General features: G+C 38.5%; 24 protein-coding genes and 1 pseudogene. 11 read left to right on the top strand and 14 right to left on the bottom strand.

Annotated features, from left to right (window positions below; translation table 11 throughout):
- Nucleotides 1-408 precede the first annotated feature (408 nt).
- Together cysQ and nudE are read right to left on the bottom strand one after the other, a co-directional pair.
- Complete coding sequence (gene cysQ / locus CMT41_RS01805) at nucleotides 409-1,230, bottom strand: 3'(2'),5'-bisphosphate nucleotidase CysQ (protein WP_057179450.1); 822 nt, start codon at nucleotides 1,228-1,230, stop codon at nucleotides 409-411.
- 56 nt (nucleotides 1,231-1,286) lie between these two features.
- A complete protein-coding gene (gene nudE, locus CMT41_RS01800; RefSeq protein ID WP_057179449.1) occupies nucleotides 1,287-1,838 on the bottom strand; it encodes an ADP compounds hydrolase NudE in 552 nt (183 codons plus the stop codon).
- A gap of 125 nt (nucleotides 1,839-1,963) precedes the next feature.
- On the opposite strand from nudE, the gene yrfG reads away from it, so the two are divergent.
- Nucleotides 1,964-2,629, top strand: a complete 666-nt coding sequence (gene yrfG / locus CMT41_RS01795) for a GMP/IMP nucleotidase (protein WP_057179448.1) — start codon at nucleotides 1,964-1,966, stop codon at nucleotides 2,627-2,629.
- Between the two features lie 123 nt (nucleotides 2,630-2,752).
- On the opposite strand, the gene CMT41_RS01790 is transcribed toward yrfG, so the two are convergent.
- A complete protein-coding gene (locus tag CMT41_RS01790; RefSeq protein ID WP_058026179.1) occupies nucleotides 2,753-3,715 on the bottom strand; it encodes a phospholipase A in 963 nt (320 codons plus the stop codon).
- A 408-nt stretch (nucleotides 3,716-4,123) separates the two neighbouring features.
- Here CMT41_RS01790 and CMT41_RS01780 point away from each other — a divergent pair, with 408 nt between their 5' ends.
- Nucleotides 4,124-5,323, top strand: coding sequence for a BamA/TamA family outer membrane protein (locus CMT41_RS01780; RefSeq protein ID WP_058026177.1), 1,200 nt, complete (start codon nucleotides 4,124-4,126; stop codon nucleotides 5,321-5,323).
- Between the two features lie 324 nt (nucleotides 5,324-5,647).
- Here the strand turns inward: CMT41_RS01780 and rplI are convergent, their stop codons facing one another.
- From rplI to CMT41_RS01750, 6 genes are all read right to left on the bottom strand, one after another.
- Nucleotides 5,648-6,100: a 50S ribosomal protein L9 gene (gene rplI, locus CMT41_RS01775; RefSeq protein WP_057179445.1), complete on the bottom strand. Its 453-nt coding sequence runs from the start codon at nucleotides 6,098-6,100 to the stop codon at nucleotides 5,648-5,650.
- Nucleotides 6,101-6,117: 17 nt separating this feature from the next.
- Nucleotides 6,118-6,345 carry a 30S ribosomal protein S18 gene (gene rpsR / locus CMT41_RS01770; RefSeq protein ID WP_019029522.1) on the bottom strand — a complete coding sequence of 76 codons (228 nt, stop codon included), beginning with the start codon at nucleotides 6,343-6,345 and terminating at the stop codon, nucleotides 6,118-6,120.
- A 55-nt stretch (nucleotides 6,346-6,400) separates the two neighbouring features.
- Nucleotides 6,401-6,742 carry a primosomal replication protein N gene (gene priB, locus CMT41_RS01765; RefSeq protein ID WP_057179444.1) on the bottom strand — a complete coding sequence of 114 codons (342 nt, stop codon included), beginning with the start codon at nucleotides 6,740-6,742 and terminating at the stop codon, nucleotides 6,401-6,403.
- A 10-nt stretch (nucleotides 6,743-6,752) separates the two neighbouring features.
- A complete protein-coding gene (gene rpsF, locus CMT41_RS01760) occupies nucleotides 6,753-7,196 on the bottom strand; it encodes a 30S ribosomal protein S6 (protein ID WP_057179443.1) in 444 nt (147 codons plus the stop codon).
- Between the two features lie 192 nt (nucleotides 7,197-7,388).
- The gene (locus CMT41_RS01755) at nucleotides 7,389-8,744 is read right to left on the bottom strand and encodes a hypothetical protein (RefSeq protein ID WP_057179442.1); all 1,356 of its coding nucleotides are present in this window, start codon (nucleotides 8,742-8,744) and stop codon (nucleotides 7,389-7,391) included.
- A gap of 151 nt (nucleotides 8,745-8,895) precedes the next feature.
- Nucleotides 8,896-9,972 carry an acyltransferase family protein gene (locus CMT41_RS01750; protein ID WP_058026176.1) on the bottom strand — a complete coding sequence of 359 codons (1,077 nt, stop codon included), beginning with the start codon at nucleotides 9,970-9,972 and terminating at the stop codon, nucleotides 8,896-8,898.
- A gap of 251 nt (nucleotides 9,973-10,223) precedes the next feature.
- Here CMT41_RS01750 and CMT41_RS01745 point away from each other — a divergent pair, with 251 nt between their 5' ends.
- From CMT41_RS01745 to CMT41_RS01735, 4 genes and pseudogenes are all read left to right on the top strand, one after another.
- A complete protein-coding gene (locus tag CMT41_RS01745; protein WP_057179440.1) occupies nucleotides 10,224-10,658 on the top strand; it encodes a transcriptional repressor in 435 nt (144 codons plus the stop codon).
- Between the two features lie 66 nt (nucleotides 10,659-10,724).
- Nucleotides 10,725-10,945 (top strand): annotated as a pseudogene (locus CMT41_RS19440) (hypothetical protein); the annotation flags it as partial.
- Nucleotides 10,946-11,432: 487 nt separating this feature from the next.
- Nucleotides 11,433-11,621, top strand: coding sequence for a DUF6702 family protein (locus tag CMT41_RS19435; RefSeq protein ID WP_058026175.1), 189 nt, complete (start codon nucleotides 11,433-11,435; stop codon nucleotides 11,619-11,621).
- Nucleotides 11,622-11,789: 168 nt separating this feature from the next.
- Nucleotides 11,790-12,254, top strand: coding sequence for a chemotaxis protein CheX (locus CMT41_RS01735; protein WP_057179439.1), 465 nt, complete (start codon nucleotides 11,790-11,792; stop codon nucleotides 12,252-12,254).
- 87 nt (nucleotides 12,255-12,341) lie between these two features.
- On the opposite strand, the gene CMT41_RS01730 is transcribed toward CMT41_RS01735, so the two are convergent.
- The 3 genes from CMT41_RS01730 to mpl all read right to left on the bottom strand — a co-directional run bounded on the left by CMT41_RS01730 (nucleotide 12,342) and on the right by mpl (nucleotide 15,015).
- Nucleotides 12,342-12,989: a flavin prenyltransferase UbiX gene (locus tag CMT41_RS01730; RefSeq protein WP_082606393.1), complete on the bottom strand. Its 648-nt coding sequence runs from the start codon at nucleotides 12,987-12,989 to the stop codon at nucleotides 12,342-12,344.
- A 28-nt stretch (nucleotides 12,990-13,017) separates the two neighbouring features.
- The gene (def, locus tag CMT41_RS01725; protein ID WP_057179438.1) at nucleotides 13,018-13,518 is read right to left on the bottom strand and encodes a peptide deformylase; all 501 of its coding nucleotides are present in this window, start codon (nucleotides 13,516-13,518) and stop codon (nucleotides 13,018-13,020) included.
- Nucleotides 13,519-13,614: 96 nt separating this feature from the next.
- Nucleotides 13,615-15,015, bottom strand: a complete 1,401-nt coding sequence (gene mpl, locus CMT41_RS01720; RefSeq protein WP_083494187.1) for a UDP-N-acetylmuramate:L-alanyl-gamma-D-glutamyl-meso-diaminopimelate ligase — start codon at nucleotides 15,013-15,015, stop codon at nucleotides 13,615-13,617.
- Between the two features lie 109 nt (nucleotides 15,016-15,124).
- On the opposite strand from mpl, the gene CMT41_RS01715 reads away from it, so the two are divergent.
- A complete protein-coding gene (locus CMT41_RS01715; RefSeq protein ID WP_057179436.1) occupies nucleotides 15,125-16,294 on the top strand; it encodes a 2Fe-2S iron-sulfur cluster-binding protein in 1,170 nt (389 codons plus the stop codon).
- 24 nt (nucleotides 16,295-16,318) lie between these two features.
- Here the strand turns inward: CMT41_RS01715 and CMT41_RS18905 are convergent, their stop codons facing one another.
- Nucleotides 16,319-16,450, bottom strand: coding sequence for a hypothetical protein (locus CMT41_RS18905; protein WP_159459914.1), 132 nt, complete (start codon nucleotides 16,448-16,450; stop codon nucleotides 16,319-16,321).
- Between the two features lie 613 nt (nucleotides 16,451-17,063).
- Complete coding sequence (locus CMT41_RS18895; RefSeq protein WP_157447781.1) at nucleotides 17,064-17,228, bottom strand: hypothetical protein; 165 nt, start codon at nucleotides 17,226-17,228, stop codon at nucleotides 17,064-17,066.
- Nucleotides 17,229-17,661: 433 nt separating this feature from the next.
- Between CMT41_RS18895 and glnA the strand changes: the two genes are divergently transcribed.
- The 4 genes from glnA to glnG all read left to right on the top strand — a co-directional run bounded on the left by glnA (nucleotide 17,662) and on the right by glnG (nucleotide 22,526).
- Nucleotides 17,662-19,068 (top strand): glutamate--ammonia ligase, encoded by a 1,407-nt coding sequence (gene glnA / locus CMT41_RS01710; protein WP_057179435.1) that lies wholly within the window; start codon nucleotides 17,662-17,664, stop codon nucleotides 19,066-19,068.
- Between the two features lie 308 nt (nucleotides 19,069-19,376).
- Nucleotides 19,377-19,844, top strand: coding sequence for a DUF4124 domain-containing protein (locus CMT41_RS01705; RefSeq protein ID WP_231732945.1), 468 nt, complete (start codon nucleotides 19,377-19,379; stop codon nucleotides 19,842-19,844).
- 169 nt (nucleotides 19,845-20,013) lie between these two features.
- Nucleotides 20,014-21,129, top strand: coding sequence for a nitrogen regulation protein NR(II) (gene glnL, locus CMT41_RS01700; protein ID WP_057179433.1), 1,116 nt, complete (start codon nucleotides 20,014-20,016; stop codon nucleotides 21,127-21,129).
- A complete protein-coding gene (gene glnG / locus CMT41_RS01695) occupies nucleotides 21,126-22,526 on the top strand; it encodes a nitrogen regulation protein NR(I) (RefSeq protein ID WP_057179432.1) in 1,401 nt (466 codons plus the stop codon). Before glnL ends, glnG begins: the two co-directional genes overlap by 4 nt.
- Nucleotides 22,527-22,554: the final 28 nt, after the last annotated feature.

Here is a 22,554-nt window from a genome sequence, read left to right as displayed (position 1 = left end):
TGATAACTCCAGCTATTAACCTTACGGGTAAAGGTATTGATACAGGTAAAATTAATAGCTGAAAAAATAGCAGATAGCAAAATGGTCAGGAAAAATAACACTGTGATATTTTGGCTGACAGCAGTGGCTATCTACCAAAGATTTAGATCTGATCGATACTTTTAAAGAAGCAAGGACGGCGCCCTGCTTGATGGCGAGATGTATGTGTTTTTAATACGTTTGATAACATAGCTAAAACAAAATGGCCTCTATGATGATAGTATCGGAAGTTAGCACTCAGCTGACTTCGACTAAGAACGCTAATTTAGCATAAATCTTAGGCAAAACGAACTACTTCATTTTAACTGTATTTTAGCGCTGCATCACTTAGTATAAATTAGAATTAGCCTTAGTTTGATTAGCTGCTTGTTATTCATATACTTTTCTATGCGCTTTAATAATTTTTTTCCAGGTAAAGTCTCTGGCGCCTAAACTAATAAAATCTGGGTTAAGTAAACTTTCTCGCTTATTGTAACTAAGCGGATTAAACTCACTATCTAAAATATCACCACCCGCTTGCTCTAGAATACATTGGCTTGCGCCAGTGTCCCACTCACCCGTAACACCAATACGTATATAGCAGTCAGCCCCACCTTCCGCGATAAGGCAATTTTTTAATGAACAACTGCCTAAAGCAATATAATCAAAATCATAGTCATCATTTAAATATTGCTTTATAGGCTCTAGCTGTTGACGACGACTAATCGCAACTTTAATACGGCGATTTTCTTCATAGTCAGCCACTTTAATGGCATGACTTGCTTGGCAATTGTCTTTAAAAGCACCAAGGTTTTTTTGGCCATAATAAGTCAGGCAGTGATCCGGGGCGTGAATAACACCCATTGTTGGCCAGCCATTTTCCACCAGCGCAATATTGACAGCAAAGTCGCCACTACCAATAATAAATTCACCGGTACCATCTATCGGGTCGAGTAACCAATATCGTGACCAATTTTTCCGTTCGCTAAATGGCACGGCTCCTACTTCTTCTGAAATAATAGGAATATCAGGGGTCAGTGTCTTAAGCTGGTCCATTAAAATATCATTGGCGGCAATATCAGCACTGGTAACTGGGCTTTCGTCAGCTTTTGTTTCTTCGGTATAGTTGCCTTGACGATAATATTTCATTACTTCTACGCCAGCTTTTTTTGCACTCTCTAAAGCAATATTTAATAATTTATCTTGGCTCATCGTTATACCCCGTTCATCGTTGCTTTAGTACCTGATAACTATCAATTCATTGAAAGTTAATTTTCAAGAAAATCTCGTACTAACATTAATGCTGCAATACTGCGTGCTTCGGTAAAATCAGGTTGTTGTAACAGTTCTTTATAGTCTTTAATCGGCCAAGATACCACTTCTAATGGTTCTGGCTCATCACCTTCAAGCTCGGCACTATAAAGTTGCTTAGCTAAAAAAATGGTCATTTTTGCGTTAAAAAATGCCGGTGCCATCATTAATTCACTAACCTGATATAATTGCTCACTGCCGTAACCAATTTCTTCTTGTAGTTCTCTATTGGCAGCCTGCTGAGGCAGCTCACCTTGATCAATAAGGCCTTTCGGGAAGCCTAATAAATAACTGTGGGTGCCGGCACAGTATTCACGAACCAGTAATAAGGTCTCATCATCAAGCATAGGTACTATCATTACAGCGCCACGACCAGAGCCAATCATACGCTCATATTGCCTTTTTTCACCATTACTAAAAGTGAGATCTATTTGCTCAATAGCGAATAAGTTACTTTTAGCCACTTGTTGGCGATGAGTGATGGTAGGTAATTGATTTTTATCAGCCATAAAGCTAGCTACTTTAGTTATTTTTGTTCATTAGATATCACTATAATGACACGATAAACAATACTTTTGGAATAGCAAAATGCTAATATTTATTGCACTGATATTTATTTTGAGGAATGGCCAATATGGCAAACATTAATTGGTCACAAATTTCTACCGTGTTAATTGATATGGATGGCACCATTTTAGATTTACACTTTGATAATCATTTTTGGCTAGAACACCTACCTTTACGTTACAGTGAAAAAATGTCGATATCGATAGAGGCAGCAAAAGCTAAGCTAAAAGCTGATTACTTAGCGGTTGTCGGTACTATTGAATGGTATTGCCTAGATTACTGGTCTGAACAAACCCAAATGCCGATTAAAGAACTCAAACGCGAAATTCAACACTTAATTCATTTACGCAGTGATGCCAGAGATTTTTTATTAGCACTGAGAGCCAGTGGCAGAGACGTTGTTTTGGTGACCAATGCTCACCCTGAAGCATTATCCTTAAAAATTGAACGTACCCAGTTAGACCAATATTTTGATGCCCTATACTCTACCCATGAATTTGGCGTCAGCAAAGAGTCACAATTACTGTGGCAACGTCTGCAAGACAAACATGGCTTTGATTGTGATAAAACGCTATTTATTGATGATAGTGTAGAAATACTTAAATCTGCTCAGCAATATGGCATTAAACATTTGTTAGCCGTTGCTAATCCCGACAGTAAAAAAGCAGCAAGTATCATTAAAGACTTCCCCTCAGTTACCGACTTTAACGTCTTAGCTGAGCAACTTAGATAAGCAACCTTAGCGCAAAGAAAAGGCTGTTACTCAAATCAGTAACAGCCTTTATTTAATAGTCTATACCCATGAACCTTCAACAGGCGAGTTTCAGCTCAATCCTACCTATTGAGCTAGCCCAGTTTATAATATTTCGGTTAAGGCGATACCAATACCAAACGTTTTCTGTGCATGATTATAGTCAATTAAGCTTTCACCATAGCCATTAGTAAATTGTAAATATCCTTTCAACTTACCTGAAAGTGGGAAGGTCATTCCTACCTCAAAACCACCCTTTTGTTCTTTAAAATTTCGGCGGCCAACAAAAGAAAACTCCAAGCTGTCCCATTTATACAGGACAGTTAGATCAAAGTGCCCCATATAATCAGTAATATCGATATTATCATTACCTGATTCTGTAGGTGTTGTCTCTTTATTGCCTTCAGGGATTTTCCACCATGGACGCAAAGACAGCGCATAATTATCTTTAGCAAAGGTAAAGATATAGTACAAACGGTTCCAACTACGCGATAACATTTGTGTACGACCATTAGATTGATGCTCAAAACCCACCACCATATTAGTTTGGCCGCCAAGCGGTTGCCAAGTTAACGGTGCGGTATAAAACAATTCAGGTTGATAATTGGTTTCTCTAAATGGTCGTGATAACTCTTGGTTATAAAGTTGCCACCAAGATTGCAAGGTAAAGCCAAACTCTAGGCTATCACCTTCGGTAAAAATGGCGGTTCGCGTTAAAGGGATCTTGAAGCTAAATTGAAATTTAGCTTCAATACTTTGAATGTCTTCACCCCACTGCCCTATACCATCGTAAGCTTGCCTATTCATATTATTTGAAACACTTAGCGGTAAAAGATAAGTCATTTTATGGGGGGTCATAATATAGGGATCAAATTCAGCCTTCTTTTGAGTCGATAGGCGATCAAAATAAGCAGACTCTCCCTTTGTTTCTGACGGCTTACTTACTTTATTTGCTGCAACAGCGATGTCTTTTTCATTCGTATTGCTTGCTTCATCATTGGCATGACCCAACAAGCTAAATGACCACAGACATAAAGGCAGTAATTTTATTAGTATTATATTTTTCATAAAAGACTTTAGCTGGTAAATGTATAAGGTGCGAATTAACAACAATTTTAAACAATTCTGTAACTTATGACATTATATTTATAAGCCTAGTAGCAAAACATTATTATCAGTAGACTGATGATATGCGTAATTACCTTACTTTTTTTGCCAAGGCATCACCTTATTAAAGAGGAGCTAGTCAGTATTTATCCGTTTGCACAAACGCAGAGTAATATGGTAGAGCTGTTCCCACTGCAACATCAGCGCACGGTAAATAATGCCGCACATCAATGGTTAACAGATAAATATACAACTGACGTTATAATCATCCTTGCTAATCATGTGCTTCTAATGGAAAATTGTTACAATATGAATACATATTTCAACATCTTGGCTACGTTTTCAGCAAGTATTTTCAAAGAGTAAAGCATGACCCTATTTAAAAAAATCGCCGCATCTATTTTGATGTCCCTTTTATCGACCAATGTGCTGGCATCCTCCGGAATATTTACCGATCAGTTAGATGGCCAGTTCGATGCTTCACGTTACCTGTCAGAAAATGCTTATGGTTTTTTACCTGTACCGATTATTATTACCGATCCAGCTGTAGAAGGTGGCTTAGGGATGATGGGCTTATTTTTTCATGAATCTGAAGAAGAGCAAGCAGCGCGGTTAAAAACCATGCAAGATGAAAGCAATGATAAAGCGGCTAAGAGTTTACTACCACCCAGCGTCTCCGTAGCGTTTGCTGCCTATACCGGTAACGATTCGTATTTGATTGGTGGTGGTCACCTTGGCTTTTTTAACCAGGGGAGAATTCGCTATATGGGCGCCGGTGGCTACGGTGATATGAACATTGATTTTTACGGTTTTGGTGACATTATCCCTAATAAACCCTTGGAAATAAAAACGCAAGCCAGCGTTATTATGCAAACAGTAAAATTTAAACTTGCGGATAGCAACTTTTATTTAGGCCCTACTCATCGTTATATTGATGCTCAAATTTCACCAAGTAATATCAACGACTTAGTTGGTAACTTTCTGCCCGAGTGGCAAGAAGCATTAACTAACGTATTAACAAAAAACATCACCACCTCAGGTGCAGGTTTTACCCTAGAGTATGACTCAAGAGATAATTTCTTTTCGCCAACCGATGGCTTGAAGTATGAACTTAATTACCTCTGGTTTGATAAAGCTCTAGGCTCAGATGTCGATTATCATTTAACTGAGCTTACCGCCTTGCATTACTTCAAGCTATCTAAGCAGTGGCGTACGGCGTTTAGGGTAGAAGCAAATTACGCCAATAGCGATGGTTTCCTACCACCCTATGCCACGCCAAGCATTAGTATGCGCGGTATCCCTATGGCTCGCTATCAAGGGCAATCTGTGGCTATGTCTGAACTAGAGTTAATCTATAAAATAAATTTCCGTTGGGAAGTTAATGCCTTTGCCGGCATAGGTAAAGCAACCAATAAATTTTCAGATTTTTCAGCAAGCCCTAGTAGAGTCAGTAAAGGCGCAGGCTTTAGATACCTTGTTGCCCGTCGTTATGGCTTTAATATGGGCATAGATATCGCTCAAGGGCCTGAGGATACGGTGTTCTATATCCAAGCTGGGTCTGCTTGGTAAAATTACTGGTTAAAACTCAGAATAGCTTCGTTATTTTCACTTAGTATAACAAGAATAATAGCGAACTATTACTCAGCTCTTACTCCTGATTCAAGCGCCTTGCTCTTGTTGATTTTCCCTGGGCAATTCGCTCTCTATAGGTAGAGCAGTTCATATTTGCCAAAGTAAACACTATCTTCGCTACTAGCATTTATTTACCGCACTAGTGAGTTAAAAAATAGCCATAAAAAAACACCGCAACCTCAAGGAGGGTGCGGTGTTTTTATTTTTGCAGTTGAAACTAAGCTAATGCCTGTTTCGCGCGACTAAAGTCGCTCCTACAAATTATGCTTCAGCGATAACTACAACTTTGATGCTAGTATCAACATCAGTGTGTAAGTGAATAACGATTTCGAATTCACCTGTTTCGCGGATAGCACCTAATGGTAAACGTACTTCAGCTTTAGTAACTTCAACGCCAGCTTCAGTGATCGCATCAGCGATATCACGAGTACCAATAGAACCGAATAATTTACCTTCGTCACCAGATTTTGATGCGATAGTAACTTCAGCTAACTCAACAATTTTAGCTGCACGAGCTGTCGCTGCGGCTAAAACGTCAGCTAACTTAGCTTCGATGTCAGCACGACGAGCTTCAAAGTGCTCAACGTTAGCTGCTGATGCAAATACTGCTTTACCTTGTGGTAATAAGTAGTTACGTGCATAACCTGATTTAACAGATACCTTGTCACCAAGGCCGCCTAATTTGGCGATTTTGTCTAGAAGAATTACTTCCATAATAAACCCCTTTAAGCTTACTTGTGTAAGTCAGTGTATGGTAACAAAGACAAGTAACGAGCGCGTTTAATCGCACGAGTTAATTGACGCTGATATTTAGCAGCAGTACCAGTGATACGGCTAGGAACAATTTTACCACTTTCAGTGATATAATTTTTTAAGGTTGCAACATCTTTATAATCGATAGAGGTTGCGCCTTCCGCTGTGAAGCGGCAAAACTTACGACGTCTAAAAAAACGAGACATAATATTCTCCTGACTTAATTCTCTTAATCTACTCTTTAAAAAGAGTAGAAGAAAATCAGTCTAAATTAATCATTTGTATTTGCTGAGCATGTAACACTAAAAGTGGGTTACCATTTCTAGATTCGTGACGGTTAATAAAACCACTCACTTTTACATTTTGTCCAGCAACTAATTCACGTATTAAGTGTGATAATTCACCTGTAGCAACAACTTGTATTCTGACAAATGCTTGTCGATTCAAACCAGCTTCATTTTGTATAGACTTATGGTCTATAGAAAACTGACTATGAACAATACCGGCTGGGCTGGTTGACTGTTTCGGGGCTTTCACCACCGTACCACTCAACACCAGGCAATTCTCTTGTATGGAACCTTGCAAAGAATCTTGCGAGAGCATCACAGATTACTTATTCGCTAGCAGCTTCTTCTGTTTTCTCTGGTGCAGAGTTTTCAGTTTTAGCTTCAACAGGCGCAGTAGTAACTTCTTTCTTAACATCACGACGGTCATCACGACGATCGTCACGACGGTCATCTTTAGCAGCAGCCATTGGCGATGCTACAGTTACCGCGTCTTTAGTACGCATGATCATGTTACGAATAACAATCTCGTTATAACGGAAAGCTGTTTCTAGTTCATCAATAACTGACTGTGGCACTTCAATGTTCATAAGAACATAGTGTGCTTTGTGTAATTTATTGATTGGGTATGCTAATTGACGACGGCCCCAGTCTTCTAGACGATGGATTTTGCCTTCAGCAGCATTGATCAAGTCTGTGTAGCGCTGGATCATACCAGGCACTTGTTCACTCTGATCAGGGTGAACCATAAATATGATTTCGTAATGACGCATTACGAGCTCCTTACGGTTGTAGCCTCATAGTCTGGCTCAGCCAACACCAGTTGAGGCAAGGAACAAAAGTTCAGGCTGAATTAAGGAGGCGTATAGTAGGGAAAACAAGCAATAAATGCAAGCAATAACTAACTTAGGCTCATTTGCATGCAGTAGCAGACTATAAATAGCTGTACCTAGGGTAATATTTCTTTATTCAATGAGCTCAATATTGACAATTTCTGAGCGATTTAAAGTGATTTTAAAACGCTGTAGTGATTCTTCACCTTGGGATAAATGCCGTAAAATTAGATTTATTTGATAACGCCGCTCTACCCCTTGGCTAGAAATCTTTTGCCCATCTAGGGTATATAAACGTCCAGCGCCTTTTTTTAAGAAACGCACAAAAGGCGTTAAATTAAAAAAAGTCTGTAGTTGGATCTCGCCATAACCCGGTAAAAACTCTTTCGCCATCACTTTATTGTCACAGCGAAAATGTAATAGCTGTGCTGCTTGTTTGTTTTGCTGTCTACGCTGCTGAAATAAGGCGTTAACCGATTTAGGTAAATCTTTACTACTTATGTATTCTAGCCAGAGAATTTGACTCAATATTCGCTTTTTAGTGACACTGTGGGTAAACATATTTTGCCACTTGGGCCGGCCTTTTTGGATTTTTCGCCAAATCAAACTGGTTAAATCTTCTTTAAATGTTTCTCGTAAACCATAAATTAGCCCGAGAAAAGCCACTAAAGCCACCGTAACTTCAGTAAAATTAGAACGAGCATTTAACACCAGTACCATGACAAAAGCCATGATAACTGCCGTGATGACACCACGCACTAAACGCTTTAAGTTAACATTTAAATAACGGGTTTGCCGTTGAAAGACTACGCCATATTCTATCAATCGTTGTAATAACCGCATCTTATTGGTTATACGGTTAGCGTCATCAAGGGTGACTTGGGAGTTGTACTTATTGTCAACACGATAGCTACTTTCAGCTTTACATAAGCTTAACAACGACTCTCGCTCAAGGGTGAATTCTGAGCTTTTCGGTCCCAAAGTCAGCAGCTTTAAAAATGATTGTTCTATATGCCAACTTAAATAATTGTCAGCATTTTCAAAAAAGGATATTAGTTTATTATCTGAGGGGGTATAACGCCTTAACTTTTTGGTCAATAACTGGGTTTGCTCCGCCAATTCAATGGCCGCCGGATAAAATTCTTCTGCGGTTTTCAACTTGAGTGTTTGTTTGATATCTGCATCCAGTGCTTTGCTAACCTGGTAACAATATAAATTAAGGTTTAGTCGATAATCGCTTTGTTCACCTTTATTTTGACTAATAAAACGACTTCTCACTAAAGGCAGGTGTAATTTATCCGCGTAGTAAGCACTCTGGTTTTTAATATTTGAGTAAAAGAATTCTTCTTCATTGAGCGTACTCGGATTTATGCCCATTTCAACTGGCAGTGAGAAGTAGAGGTCAATACGCTGATATTCTTGCGGCAATAATTGATGACTAACTTTGAAAGACAAGTTTTCATCTTGGCTAAGCTTAGCTTTATTCACTCGTTAAATAACTCCTTATTTTCACTTTACTCAGGCCATGATTGATGGTGTGATATCATTAGCTAAGCATAGCAAAAATAAGGTTTTTTGATAGCCTTTTAACGCTTAACTCCAATGATAATTGATGAAATTAAGCGCGGGAACTTTATTACTAAATCTTGATAAATATTTTGCGTTGATAGAGTTTTAATGACACATACCAGAAAAATATCACATGTGAAAAAGCAAAAATAAATGATGCTAATTTCGGCGTGAATAGCGCACTAAGCTGCTGATATAACCAGGCATACAGTGAGACGTCAGCTATATTAATATTTAAGTAAACTGTCACTACTAAAAATGACAATACATAAACAAACAAGGGATTAGTACCATAAACCAATAGCGGCTGGGCAAGTTTCACCTGCTTCATGATATCAATTAACCAGATAAAGGCGGCCAGTAATAGACAAGCGAAGCCGGTGGAATAAATAACATAAGAAGGTGTCCATAAAGACTTATTAATGGGGAGAATTAAGCTCCATAACACCGCGAAACCTATCGCTAAGCCGCCAATCAGGATTAATTTAATAACACTGCTTTTTTTATCTTTAATACTGGTTAAATAACGTGTTAATTCAAAACCAAGCAACATATTCACTATGGCAGGAATAGTACTTAATAAGCCTTCTGGCTCAAAAGCAACACCGCGCATGGTATACATATGATTAGCACCTAGTACGGCTAAATCAAACTGACGAATAATATTACCTTCAAGGGTTAAAGCGCCCTCACCGACACTCAAGAGTAATGCCCAGTAAGCCAATAACATCACCGCTGACACGATAAATATGCCGCTGCGCTTTAGTATAAGTACTAAACAAGCGGCCACAGCGTAGGCTAACCCTATGCGTTGTAAAACACCCATAATTCGCCAATCTTCAATATTAGCGGTAAAGGGAATAACGTTTAACATAAAGCCAATGAAAAACATAATAAAGCCACGTTTAATAATTCGTTTAAATTGCTCAGTACTGGCAGCGAAGTTACTCTTTTTAAAGGAGAAAAACATGGCTGAACCAATGATAAACAAGAAAAACGGGAAGACTAAGTCAGTTGGTGTAGCGCCATGCCACTCGGCATGTAATAAGGGCGCATAAACATGCGACCAGGTTCCCGGCGTATTGACTAAAATCATTAAAGCTATGGTAATGCCTCTAAAAGCATCGAGCGCGAGATAACGGGTCATGGTAATTTCCTAGCAAATAAATCATCAAATACCGCAAAAAAAGACAGCGCTGTCTTTTTAGCGAATAAACCTCATTGTAATGGAAGGCTATTTAAATGGCGAATAATTTATAACGACATAATAAACCTCCCGCTAACAAGCCATGCTAGCAATCTGTTCGGCCTAAAATAAAAATATTTACGCCCTGATAAAGAGCTATGCTACACTGGAAAAACAATCAGCTCTTATACAATATATATCTAAATATCACCATGACGGCAGAATCTTTATTACAACAAGCACAACTCGTTTGCCAAAAAAAAGGCGCTCGTTTTACTAAAGTTAGAGAACAAGTATTTTTATTGCTAGCCAATCATCATGGGGCTGTTGGCGCCTACGATTTATTAGCAGAACTAAAGGAAATAGATGCTGCTGCCAAGCCCGCCACCATTTATCGTGCTTTAGATTTTTTATCTAAGCAGGGCTTTGTCCATAAAATAGAGTCGATTAATGCCTTTATAATGTGTCATCACTTCGGGGAATGTAATCACCCAGTGCAACTATTAATTTGCGACCAATGTGGCCATGTCGAAGAAATACAATCTAATAATTTTGATTTAGCTTTGCGTACTATGGCTGATGCAAACGGTTTTACCGTCAGTCATCAAATTGTTGAAGCTCACGGTAGTTGTAAAAACTGTACTTAAGTCTAATCCCACCTACTCTTTACACTGATCTTAATTAATCTACTTCTTATCGCGAATATCGTTTTATCAGTAAACGGCCCAGTCGGTGATATGGAATATCCGATGATAACCGTCAATGGCCCTTCCTACTTTAGATAAAAACCTATTCTCGTCGCACTAGATACCGCTTAATTAGCATTATTATTCATGAGGTAGGTCACAACTACGTTCCAATGATTGTCAATTCAGATGAACGTCAGTGGACCTGGATGGATGAGAACTTAAATACCTTTTTACAATTTCTTGCCGAATAAGCTTAGGAAGAATAAGGCCTATAATGGTTAAGGTACTGAGCAAGCTTTTAATTGCTCTAATACCAATTCCACTAAGTTCTTGCCCACTTGTGGGGTTAAAATAGCCCAAGACTATGTTGCTCTCAATCCCACATACGCCAGCTATTGGTCAATCGAGCGCCTTGTCCTGCAATATTTTCCCTAAGCACAACAAGATCACACACTTAATGAAAATGGTATAAGCTTAATACTCTGGACTTGTGGCAACTGCCACTAGTCATACCTATTTTTTGGACTAAGTGATTTAACCGCCACCCCCAAAAACTAAACACCTGGAAATAGTCCATCAATTTACCAGTCATGACATTGAAAATGCCATTGCTGAGCTTAAACAGATTCATTTTTCAGCAGCACATAAATATTACGACTTATATATTCAATAGTATTTTGAGCAGCAATTTTCGCTAGAAAAAAAAACAAAATAAAAATACCTTTAAATTGGTTGGGATTTGAAATAAGTGCCGGAAAAATTATCGCCTACCAAGAAAGTAAACAGCAAAGTTTTTTACCACAAATAGTGGTAAAAAATGCAATACTCATCGATACTTATCCTAAGCAAGTTAGAACAGTTAATTTTCAAGGTAAAGATCTTAAAGGTGTCGCATTTTTTGGCAGCTTAACTTTCGATTAGAGAAGTAAAGAAGCGATAATCGTTGCGCAAAGGGATCACTAGTTAGACCGCCTAGCAATTAACTGCATAAATTATAAAACTATTACGCTATTTGATTTACATTTGTAAAATAAGCATGCAAAATCAAAGTAAGTACTTTATTTAAAACAGTTAAGATTCGGAAACTTCATGAATGTAGAGTTTATTAATCCATTTTTATCTTCAATGCTTAATGTCATGTCAACCATGGCTCAAATGGAATTAACCCCAGAAAAACCACGACTTAAAAAAAATGAAGTCGCCATGGGTGATGTCTCAGGTTTAATTGGTATGGTTAGCAAGCAAGCAAAAGGCTCTTTATCCATTACTTTTGAAGCAAGTTTAGCTTTAGCCACAATGAAAAATATGGTCGGCGAAGCACCTGATGAAGTCAATGAAGAGATTACAGATTTAATTGGTGAAATTACCAATATGGTTACCGGTGGCGCTAAGCGTTTACTAAGTGAAAAAGGCATTGAGTTCGATATGGCCACACCTATCGTTGTTTCTGGCCCAAACCACACCATTCATCACAAAGCCAAGGGGCCTGTTATTATTATTCCGCTAAAAAGTGACGTAGGAAGAGCTTATATTGAATTTAGTTTTGATGAGTAAATCTAACGCTTACATTATAATTGCGTAATATACATTGTTCGAAAAAAGCGACATGCTATTAAAGTCTGTCGCTTTTTTTATCTCAGTTTAGCTATAACCCCAACGCGGCATAATATCTTGAGCTATGCCGAGATGATCTAATACTCGAGCCACCATAAAATCAATGAGATCTTCAATTGATTTGGCTTGGTGATAGAAGCCTGGCGAGGCCGGCATAATAGTGACCCCTTGTTGAGATAGGCTAAGCATATTTTGTAAATGCAAGGTCGAGAACGGCGTTTCTCTTATCATTAGAATTAACTGACCACGTTCTTTGATCACCACATCTGCCGCTCGCTCAATCAAGTTATCACTCATACCATAACAAATAGCCGCCATGGTTCCGGTCGAGCAAGGGCAAACAACCATTTGTTTTGGCGCAGCAGAGCCTGAAGCAACAGGAGAGAACCATTGCTCTTTACCAAAAACCGTTATTTGTTCTGCTTTTGCTTGATATTTTTCAGTTAGAAATCGACTAGCCGCGTCTGGGGAGCTAGGAATTTTAACACCCACTTCCGTATCTAAGACAATTCGCCCGGCACTTGAGCACAGTATATATAATTGATAATTAGCCGCGATTAAACATTCAATTAAACGTAAGGCATAACCGGCACCTGATGCACCGGTAATCGCTAATGTTATTATGCCATTAAAGTCACTTTGCCCCATAACGGCCTTACTTGATTTATTTGTCATTAACTGTCCACTTACTCTTTCAATAAAGTTAGCTGTTCTTAATCATTTTTTTAACTTTTTTTAGCGCCACTTGTTTTTTAAGTGGCGATAAATAGTCAATAAATAACTTACCTTTTAAATGATCAATTTCATGTTGCATAGCAATGGCAAGAAAATCATCACTGGTAATGGTTATTTTTTTACCGTCACGATCTAACGCTGTAACGGTAACCTTGGTGAATCGCTCAACCTCCGCGTAATAACCAGGCACAGATAAACAGCCTTCTTCACCTTTAGCTTTTTCTTCGCCACTGACAATCTCTGGGTTGACTAAAACTAAAGGCTCATCACGATTTTCCGAAATATCGATAACCACCACGGCCTCACCACTACCAACTTGTGTTGCCGCAAGACCTATACCATCATCAGTATCGTACATGGTCTCAAATAAATCATCGATTAAACCCTGAATTTTAGTGACATCGGCAACAGGTGTTGCTGGTTTTAATAGCTTATCATTAGGGGCGGTAAGTATGGTTAATACTGTCATTGTACTTGCTTCTCTTTTTACGAATTTAGTTAAACTACTATTATACCAAACGGGTTGGTATGGTACGGAATGGCATTACTTAAACGGCTTGATTATTTATACGGTTATGGTCGCCAAACGATTTAATAACTTGTCATGTATTCCGGCAAAACTACCGTTACTCATAACAACAATAATATCGCCTGCTTGGGCTTGTTGCGCTATATTTTCAACTAATGTTTCGATATTATCTGCGACTTGGCAAGGTGGCTGACACTGTTTGATCATATCAGCCAATGACCATTTTACTTGCTCGCCTTGATAGATAAACACCTGATCAGCATCGATAAGTGACTGAGGCAGTGCCTCTTTATGTACCCCTGATTTCATGGTGTTTGATCTAGGTTCAAATACGGCTAAGATACGCCCAGCTTGAGTTTGTTGTGTTATTTTAGCACGTACAGCTGCTAATGTTTTTGCTATGGCCGTAGGATGATGAGCAAAATCATCATAAACACTAATGCCATTGACTGTACCGCGTAGCTCAAAACGACGTTTAGTATTAATAAACTCTGCTAGCGCTTCAATAGCGACTGAGCTTGGTACACCCGCATGACGGGCCGCTGCTATTGCCATGACACCGTTATCAATATTAAAATCGCCAATGAGATCCCACTTAACTACGCCCTGTGTAGTACCGTCAAATTTAACGATAAATTCACTGCCTTGCGCATTTAACTTTTCAACTTGCCAACCCTTTTCAAGGTGAGTATCGTGCTGAGCAAACTCTGTGGCTGTCCAACACCCCATGGCTAATGTTTCACTAATGGCTGGGTCATTGGCGGGTGACAAAATCAAACCATTACTGGGTATCGTACGGATAAGGTGATGAAATTGTTTCTGAATATCACTGAGATCATTAAAAATATCACCATGATCAAACTCTAAATTATTGATCACTAACGTACGCGGACGGTAATGCAAAAATTTAGAGCGCTTATCAAAAAAAGCACTATCGTATTCATCGGCTTCAATGACAAAAAAAGGCGCATCACCTAGGCGAGCTGAGCAAGGAAAATTTTGTGGCACTCCGCCAATTAAAAAGCCAGGTGATAAATGTGCATATTCTAAAATCCACGCCAGCATACTTGTGGTAGTGGTTTTACCATGAGTACCAGCAACGGCAATTACCCAGCGGTCTTGTAGTACATTATCTAGCAACCATTGTGGACCAGAAATATAAGGGATATTACGATCTAACATATATTCCACCATGGCGTTACCGCGGGACATGGCATTGCCAACAATAACCATATCAATATCATCGCTGAAATTTTCTACCTGGTAACCAGAGTTTAACTCAATACCAAGTTGCTCTAGCTGAGTGCTCATTGGTGGATACACATTTGCATCAGAGCCACTGACTTTAAAACCGAGTTGCTTAGCTATAGCAGCAATACCACCCATGAAAGTACCACAAATGCCTAATATATGAAGATGTTGATTTTTTTTGCTCATAGATATAATAATCAAGGATAAAGAAGCGCTATAATTGGCGATATCATACCTTAATTACTAAGCTTTAGCTGTAAACAGACTCCTTAAACTTAGTTGAGTAAATTAAAAAATGGCCCTATCAACCGCGACAAAGCAAACATTCCAATTAATTTGTCAAAAAATTCAAATAGAAACCCATGATGTAAAAACTTTTATTTTCTCCTACCCAAGATCAGCAAATAAGTTATCTTTTCGCTACTACGCGGGCCAGCACCTCAACTTTACTTTTAAAATGGCCGGAAAAATACAACCTTGCTGTTATACCCTGTCTTCTTCACCGACAACAGTCGATTACCTTAGCATCACGATAAAGCGCATCCCACAAGGAAAGATATCTAACTATTTCCATGACCACTTTAAGGTAGGTCAGACTATTTCTACCCAAGAGGTAGCTGGCAACTTTTATCTTGGCGAGTCTGTTCCGCCCAAGGTATTACTGTTAAGTGCTGGCAGTGGCATTACCCCAATGCTTGCCATGCTACGTTATATGGTCGCTAAACAATGTAAAAATCAAGTGGTCTTTATTCATAGTGCGCAAAAAGAAACCGACTTGATTGCTCACACTGAAATTGTTAGCTTGGCTAGGCAGCATGGTAATTGCAAAATAATTTACACCCTTACTCAAGTTGCTAGTCCACAATGGTATGGCTTTCAAGGACGATTAAATGAGCACATGCTGCACAATATTGAGCAACTTAGTCATTATCAAACCTTCGTTTGTGGACCGAAATTATTCAGAAAATCTGCTCAACAGCTATTAGCAAAATTAGGTTTACAGCCTAGCAATTACCATTACGAAAGTTATGGTGAATATGAATATTCGAAGCCAAGTGTTAGTTCAACTAATACAAATGTCCTTGCTATTAATGCAGTGGTCAATTCTGCTAATACAAGTGTCAATTTTGCTAAGAAAAAAAATATAATGCCAAATACGATAACTGAAAATAAAATAACAAAACCAGTGGAAAAAACCGCTAAAATATCGATTTCCTTTAACCGTTGGCATAAAAAATGCGAAGGTAATAAAGAAGATTCACTACTTGAGCAAGGGGAAGCCGCCGGTTTAATATTGCCTTATTCATGTCGGGCTGGTTGTTGTGGCAGTTGTAAAGCGAAATTAATAAGCGGTCAAGTCAAGCAACATTCAACCAATGGCTTATCTGCGGTAGAAAAGCAACAAGGCTATATTTTACTTTGCAGTTGTAACGCGTTAACCGATGTTGTGCTGAGCCATGAGTAAGTCAGACGTTTAGCGCTTTAAAGACTAAAAAACATAGCCAAGAATGACTACTAAACGGTAATCATTTTTCTCAGGTATACCCCCTTCGCTATTAGGCTTTGGCTTGTCAGTACGATCGGCATAGAAAGTTAAATCAAGCTCAAAATCATTGGTCAAATCGATTGTAAACCCGTTTTTAAATGGTGGCTATTACCACCAAAGGCTGCATCAAGCATTTGTATATTATATGAAACATTGAAATATATCCTCGGGCTGAAGAACCAGTAATAAGATGAAGTGAAACGTTCGCTATCGGCGGTAACTTTTTTTATTCGTATTTTGGTCTTACTAACGACTATAATCTGCGATGTAATTCGCCTTAAAGCGACTGCTCGAACTTCGCCTTTGCATGCCAGCAGAAAAAGTATAATCGACTTGAACAGTGTTACCTTGCCGTAAATTAATACCTACGTTTATATAGCCATCCCATAAATCTCTTTCCTTTTTGTCCAAAGAGGCTATAGATAAAAGGCTATAGATAAAAGGCTATAGATAAAAGGCTATAGATAAAAGGCTATTTAAATATAGTGAGTAGTAACAGCATGTTTAACTAAAGATAATTCACCCTCTTTTAGTACAAAATAACCTTCCGCTATAGTGCCATCAAACATACCAATACTTTGCCATTGCCTTACTACCTAACTCAACTACATCGTACCAATCTGCATATTAAGTCCTCACTATCGAACTCTAATTTTTCACCGTACATTGAAACTATATCGCCTTTGAGTCACTCGTCTGAGGTGAGTTTGAGCCAATCAAAGTCTTGCTGATAAACTAGGATTGGTTTTTGCCAAATACTTAACTCTTCATTGGCATGGCCACTAATCGACGTAGTTAATAAAAAGATGACAAAATAAATTTTAGCTAACACAGAGACTATCAATTTATTCATAAACGCTCTCATTCATCAAAGGCATTAACGTTATAAAAAGCCATAAAAGTCAGCTGTATAAATACCAAAAATATATATTTACCTGACTATAAATATCAATAAAGGCGTTCTTGGCCTTATATTTTAAACATAACAGGTAAATAAGTATAAATTCTTAGAGGCAACTAGCTAAATATATTCTATAGTAGATTCTTACATGACTTATCAGCGCACCAAAAAAGAGCAACACGAGCACCGTTTCGGTGCGTAATGTAAGGTTAAAACAATAAAAAAGCTTATAAATCAATGCACTTAATCTTGGCACGATTTTAGCTTATTCAATGAACAATAATAGATGAATAATGATAGTAACCAACCTTGATAACTTCATCCATGTTAAAACTTACTTGGCTATTTAAAAAATTTATAAAATTAACCTCACTGGAGAGACAAAATGTCACAAGCAGTATTCGACTTAATTAAAGAGCACGATGTCAAATTTATTGACCTTCGTTTTACTGATTCAAAAGGTAAAGAACAACACATTTCAATTCCTCATCACCAAGTAAATGAAGACTTTTTTGAAGACGGTAAAATGTTCGATGGTTCTTCAATTGAAGGCTGGAAAGGCATTGATGAGTCCGACATGGTTATGATGCCTGATGCATCAACAGCAGTATTAGACCCATTTACTGAAGCGGTAACATTAAATATTCGTTGTGACATTTTAGAGCCTAGCACTTTGCAAGGCTACAGCCGTGATCCACGTTCGGTAGCCCATCGTGCTGAAGAATATTTACGCAGTACTGGCATTGCTGATACGGTATTAATTGGTCCTGAGCCAGAATTCTTCGTTTTTGATGATGTACGTTTCCACACTGACATGAGTGGTTCTTTCTACAAGATTGATGATAAAGAAGCGGCTTGGAACTCTGGTACCAAATACGAAGAAGGTAACATGGGTCACCGTCCTGGTGTTAAAGGCGGTTATTTCCCCACAGCTCCAGTAGATTCTTCTCAAGATTTACGTTCAGCCATGTGTTTAGTGATGGAAGATATGGGCTTAGTGGTTGAAGCGCATCATCATGAAGTAGCTACTTGTGGTCAAAATGAAATTGCTTGTCGCTTTAATACCTTGGTTAAAAAAGCAGATGAAGTACAAATCTATAAATATGTAGTACATAACGTTGCTCACGCTTACGGTAAAACAGCTACTTTCATGCCTAAGCCATTAGTGGGTGATAACGGTAGTGGTATGCATGTGCATCAATCACTTGCCAAAGATGGCGTTAACTTATTCTCTGGTGATAAGTACGGCGGCTTGTCTGAAATGGCGATTTTCTATATTGGCGGTATCATCAAGCATGCTAAAGCATTAAATGCTTTCACTAACGCTTCAACTAACTCATACAAGCGTCTTGTCCCTGGTTTTGAAGCACCTGTTATGCTGGCATACTCAGCAAGAAACCGTTCTGCTTCAATCCGTATTCCTATGGTACCTACACCAAAAGCAATGCGTATCGAAGTTCGCTTCCCTGATCCAACGATGAACCCTTACTTAGGCTTCACGGCAATGTTAATGGCTGGCCTTGACGGTATTAAAAATAAAATCCATCCTGGCGAAGCCATGGATAAAGATTTATACGACTTACCTCCAGAAGAAGCGGCAGAAATTCCACAAGTTTGTTCATCATTTGAAGAAGCCCTTGATGCATTAGAAGCGGACAACGACTTCTTAACCGTAGGTGACGTTATGGATATCGATATGATTAATGCTTACATTGGCCTTAAGCGTAAAGAAATTGAACTATTGAATGCGACTACTCACCCGGTTGAATTTGATATGTACTACAGCGTTTAATTTCGCCTAACACTATCTTGGTAGCGCTTGCGCTCATTATAAAAAGCTCACTTAGGTGAGTTTTTTTATGGGTTAAATAGCAACATCGGAGCATAAAAGTAACAAGCTTGCCATAATGCACCTTAAAATGTACTTATTGACAGATAAAACAATAAAAACATTTTTTTGTATAAATTATAGCTATATACTTATATTAGCGTACATTATGGAACGATGCGGATGTTGAGCACCCAAGCACAGGAACAATTTAACGAACTATGATCAAGTTATTGCTATTTTCACTATTGGGAATTACATTAGCAGCTCCTGTGCACCCAAGTACCGCCAAAATTTATGTCTGGCGTAATGAACAAGGTGTATTAGTTTTTTCGGACTCTCCCCGAGCAGGCGCTGTAGAAGTAATAACTAAGCCGGGTAATATCATTCAATCAAGCACTTCGATTGAGACTAAAGTACTCGATATCTCGCCGCAAGTGACCATCGAAGAATACGAAATAGTTATCAATACACCTAAAAACAATGCCACAATACGTGATAATACTGGCTCTATATATATTGGCGGGGGTATCAAGCCAAGATTTAAATCTGGGCTAGAAGTACAATTACTCCTTGACGGCAAGCCTCATCAAAGTCCACAAAATCACTCTATGTTTTCTCTAAGAAATATTGATAGGGGTGAACATAAAATAAAAATGTTATTACTTGATGAAGAAGGCAAGGTTATTGCATCATCAGCATCAGTAACGTTTTATATGCATAGAGCTTCAACTAACTAAGTTAACCATTTAACTATCAGCCCACGCTATCAAAGAGCTAGCAAGAGAACTAACAAAATTAACTCTTGTTAGTTCAAAAAAATAATACTGCATATAAAACATTTCTTTAGTAAAATTGCATTTAACGCACCAAAATAGTGCAAGATGATGTATCTCCCTGAGGTTTTTTATGCACAGTCGAAGTTATATACAAGAGCAGAAGTTATCCTATCAGCAATCTCTCGCTAATCAATTGGTGACTGCCGTCATTATTCTCAATGCAGAACTTGCCATCGTATATGCAAATCCTGCTGCCGAGGCACTACTAAACAAGAGCCTTTATCGTTTATATAATACCGCAGCTGAAAGCATTTTTGCCAAGACCAGCATTAATAGCACGCGTTTAAAACAACTCATTGCCACCGGTCAAGAGTTTACTGACAGCGATATAGTAATTGAACTCAATGAAAGCCATCGCTTTACCGCAGAAGTTACCGCTTCTTCGGTCGAGTTTGCCCAAACCCCTCATGTATTACTTGAATTTAAACAAATAGACCAACAAAAACAGATAAGCCTAGAGGTTTTTCAGCATCAACAATGGCTTGCCGCCCGCGACCTAATAAAAGGCCTAGCCCACGAAATTAAAAATCCACTTGCGGGTTTACGTGGTGCAGCACAATTATTAAGTAAAGAAGTGAGTGAGGAGCAACAAGAATACACCAGCATGATAATCGAGCAAGCTGATAGACTGACAAATTTAGTTGATCGTTTACTTGGTCCAAATCAATTACCGCAAATAAAAGCACATAATATTCACGGTATACTCGAAAAAGTATGTCAGCTGGTAAGTTATTCAAATGGACAAAAATTTCATTTATTGCGTGACTATGATCCCTCACTTCCCCAGGTTGAATGTGATCAAGAAAAACTGCAACAAGCAGTACTTAATATTGTTAATAATGCTATTCAAGCGATTGACGAAATACATGACATTACCATAAAAACACGTATCGCCAGCAATAAAACCATTCATGGCAAACGCGTTAAGTTAGCGGTGCAAATTAGTATTATTGATAATGGCCCTGGCATTCCGAGTAAAATTCAAGATACTTTATTCTACCCTATGGTGTCTGGACGTTCGAATGGCACAGGATTAGGTTTGTCCATTGCGCAAACCCTGATCAATCAGCACCAAGGTAAGCTATCGTGCCATAGCCGCCCTGGTCATACTGAATTTACCATTCTACTACCATTGAAACAACAGCCTTTAAATCAAACACCTTTATCACAAGAGAATGAATTATGATCACAGAACAAGTGTGGATAGTTGACGACGATAGTTCCATTAGGTGGGTGTTAGAAAAAGCCTTTGCCAAAGTTAATATGAGTTGTGCCGCCTTTGAAAGCGCTGAAAATTTATTAATTGCCTTAGACCATGGCCAACCAGAGGTGATTATTTCTGATATTCGTATGCCGAATATGGATGGCATGGAGTTATTAAAAAAAATAAACAAACAGCATAATCATATTCCTGTGATCATTATGACGGCACATTCTGATTTAGACAGTGCCGTTAATGCCTATCAAGGTGGTGCCTTTGAATATTTACCTAAGCCATTTGATATAGATGAAGCTATCAACCTTACTAAACGTGCGTGTACTCATGCTAGAGAGCAAAACGCAAAAAAGCAGCAGCAAAAAAATGTCCCGTTAGCGGCGGGGTTAATTGGCGAAGCGCCTGCTATGCAAGAAGTATTTCGTGCCATTGGCCGTTTATCTCGCTCAAGTATTAGTGTATTAATTAATGGTGAGTCCGGCACAGGTAAAGAATTAGTTGCTCAAGCACTACACTCCCACAGTCCTCGAGTAAATGCCCCTTTCATTCCATTGAATATGGCCGCTATTCCAAAAGATCTCATTGAATCTGAATTATTTGGTCATGAGAAAGGCGCTTTCACCGGTGCAAATGCTGTTCGACAAGGTCGATTTGAACAAGCCCATGGCGGAACACTATTTTTAGATGAAATTGGCGATATGCCGCTAGAAATTCAAACTCGCCTTTTACGGGTACTCTCTGATGGACAAGTCTATCGGGTAGGAGGGCATTCACCTGTTCAGGTTGATGTTCGAATAATTGCTGCTACTCATCAAAACCTTGAAGAACGAGTAAAGAAAGGTGAATTTAGGGAAGACCTATTTCATCGTCTCAATGTTATTCGAATTCACTTACCTAGCCTTAGAGAACGTAAAGAAGATATTCCCCAACTAAGCCAACATTTTTTAACGCAAGCGGCTAATGAGTTGAGTGTAGAGGTTAAAACATTAAGTAAAAAAGCCAGTGCCTTTCTCAATAACTGTCATTGGCCAGGCAATGTTAGGCAATTAGAAAATATGTGTCGGTTTTTAACGGTAATGGCAAGCGGTCAAGAAATACTGATTGAAGATTTGCCGAGTGAATTAACCAAAATTTCTACCCCTTTAAAACATGAAGTAAATGCGTGGCAGGATGCGCTCAGCGACTGGATGGACCAAGAATTAGCCCAGGGGAAAAATGCAATTCTCGATTATGCTCAAATTGAATTTGAAAAAATAATGCTTGAACGAGCATTAATATTCACCCAAGGCCATAAACAAGATGCAGCAAAAAAACTGGGCTGGGGAAGAAATACTTTAACGAGAAAATTGAAAGAATTTAATGGCTAATTACTAAAATTACTAATATTACTAATAT

The sequence above is a fragment of the Colwellia sp. MT41 genome (assembly GCF_001444365.1).
Classification (GTDB): domain Bacteria; phylum Pseudomonadota; class Gammaproteobacteria; order Enterobacterales; family Alteromonadaceae; genus Colwellia; species Colwellia marinimaniae.
This window is presented reverse-complemented; position numbering and strand designations above follow the sequence as displayed.

Coding starts and splice junctions, on each gene's coding strand:
- cysQ (WP_057179450.1), bottom strand. CDS start 1,230: ATGAGCCAAGATAAATTATTAAATATTGCTTTAGAGAGTGCAAAAAAA.
- CMT41_RS01735 (WP_057179439.1), top strand. CDS start 11,790: ATGAATGTAGAGTTTATTAATCCATTTTTATCTTCAATGCTTAATGTC.
- CMT41_RS18895 (WP_157447781.1), bottom strand. CDS start 17,228: ATGAATAAATTGATAGTCTCTGTGTTAGCTAAAATTTATTTTGTCATC.
- rpsR (WP_019029522.1), bottom strand. CDS start 6,345: ATGTCTCGTTTTTTTAGACGTCGTAAGTTTTGCCGCTTCACAGCGGAA.
- nudE (WP_057179449.1), bottom strand. CDS start 1,838: ATGGCTGATAAAAATCAATTACCTACCATCACTCATCGCCAACAAGTG.
- glnG (WP_057179432.1), top strand. CDS start 21,126: ATGATCACAGAACAAGTGTGGATAGTTGACGACGATAGTTCCATTAGG.
- CMT41_RS01780 (WP_058026177.1), top strand. CDS start 4,124: ATGACCCTATTTAAAAAAATCGCCGCATCTATTTTGATGTCCCTTTTA.
- glnA (WP_057179435.1), top strand. CDS start 17,662: ATGTCACAAGCAGTATTCGACTTAATTAAAGAGCACGATGTCAAATTT.
- rplI (WP_057179445.1), bottom strand. CDS start 6,100: ATGGAAGTAATTCTTCTAGACAAAATCGCCAAATTAGGCGGCCTTGGT.
- mpl (WP_083494187.1), bottom strand. CDS start 15,015: ATGAGCAAAAAAAATCAACATCTTCATATATTAGGCATTTGTGGTACT.
- CMT41_RS01730 (WP_082606393.1), bottom strand. CDS start 12,989: ATGACAAATAAATCAAGTAAGGCCGTTATGGGGCAAAGTGACTTTAAT.
- CMT41_RS01745 (WP_057179440.1), top strand. CDS start 10,224: ATGACGGCAGAATCTTTATTACAACAAGCACAACTCGTTTGCCAAAAA.
- def (WP_057179438.1), bottom strand. CDS start 13,518: ATGACAGTATTAACCATACTTACCGCCCCTAATGATAAGCTATTAAAA.
- CMT41_RS01750 (WP_058026176.1), bottom strand. CDS start 9,972: ATGACCCGTTATCTCGCGCTCGATGCTTTTAGAGGCATTACCATAGCT.
- priB (WP_057179444.1), bottom strand. CDS start 6,742: ATGCTCTCGCAAGATTCTTTGCAAGGTTCCATACAAGAGAATTGCCTG.
- glnL (WP_057179433.1), top strand. CDS start 20,014: ATGCACAGTCGAAGTTATATACAAGAGCAGAAGTTATCCTATCAGCAA.
- rpsF (WP_057179443.1), bottom strand. CDS start 7,196: ATGCGTCATTACGAAATCATATTTATGGTTCACCCTGATCAGAGTGAA.
- CMT41_RS01790 (WP_058026179.1), bottom strand. CDS start 3,715: ATGAAAAATATAATACTAATAAAATTACTGCCTTTATGTCTGTGGTCA.
- CMT41_RS01715 (WP_057179436.1), top strand. CDS start 15,125: ATGGCCCTATCAACCGCGACAAAGCAAACATTCCAATTAATTTGTCAA.
- yrfG (WP_057179448.1), top strand. CDS start 1,964: ATGGCAAACATTAATTGGTCACAAATTTCTACCGTGTTAATTGATATG.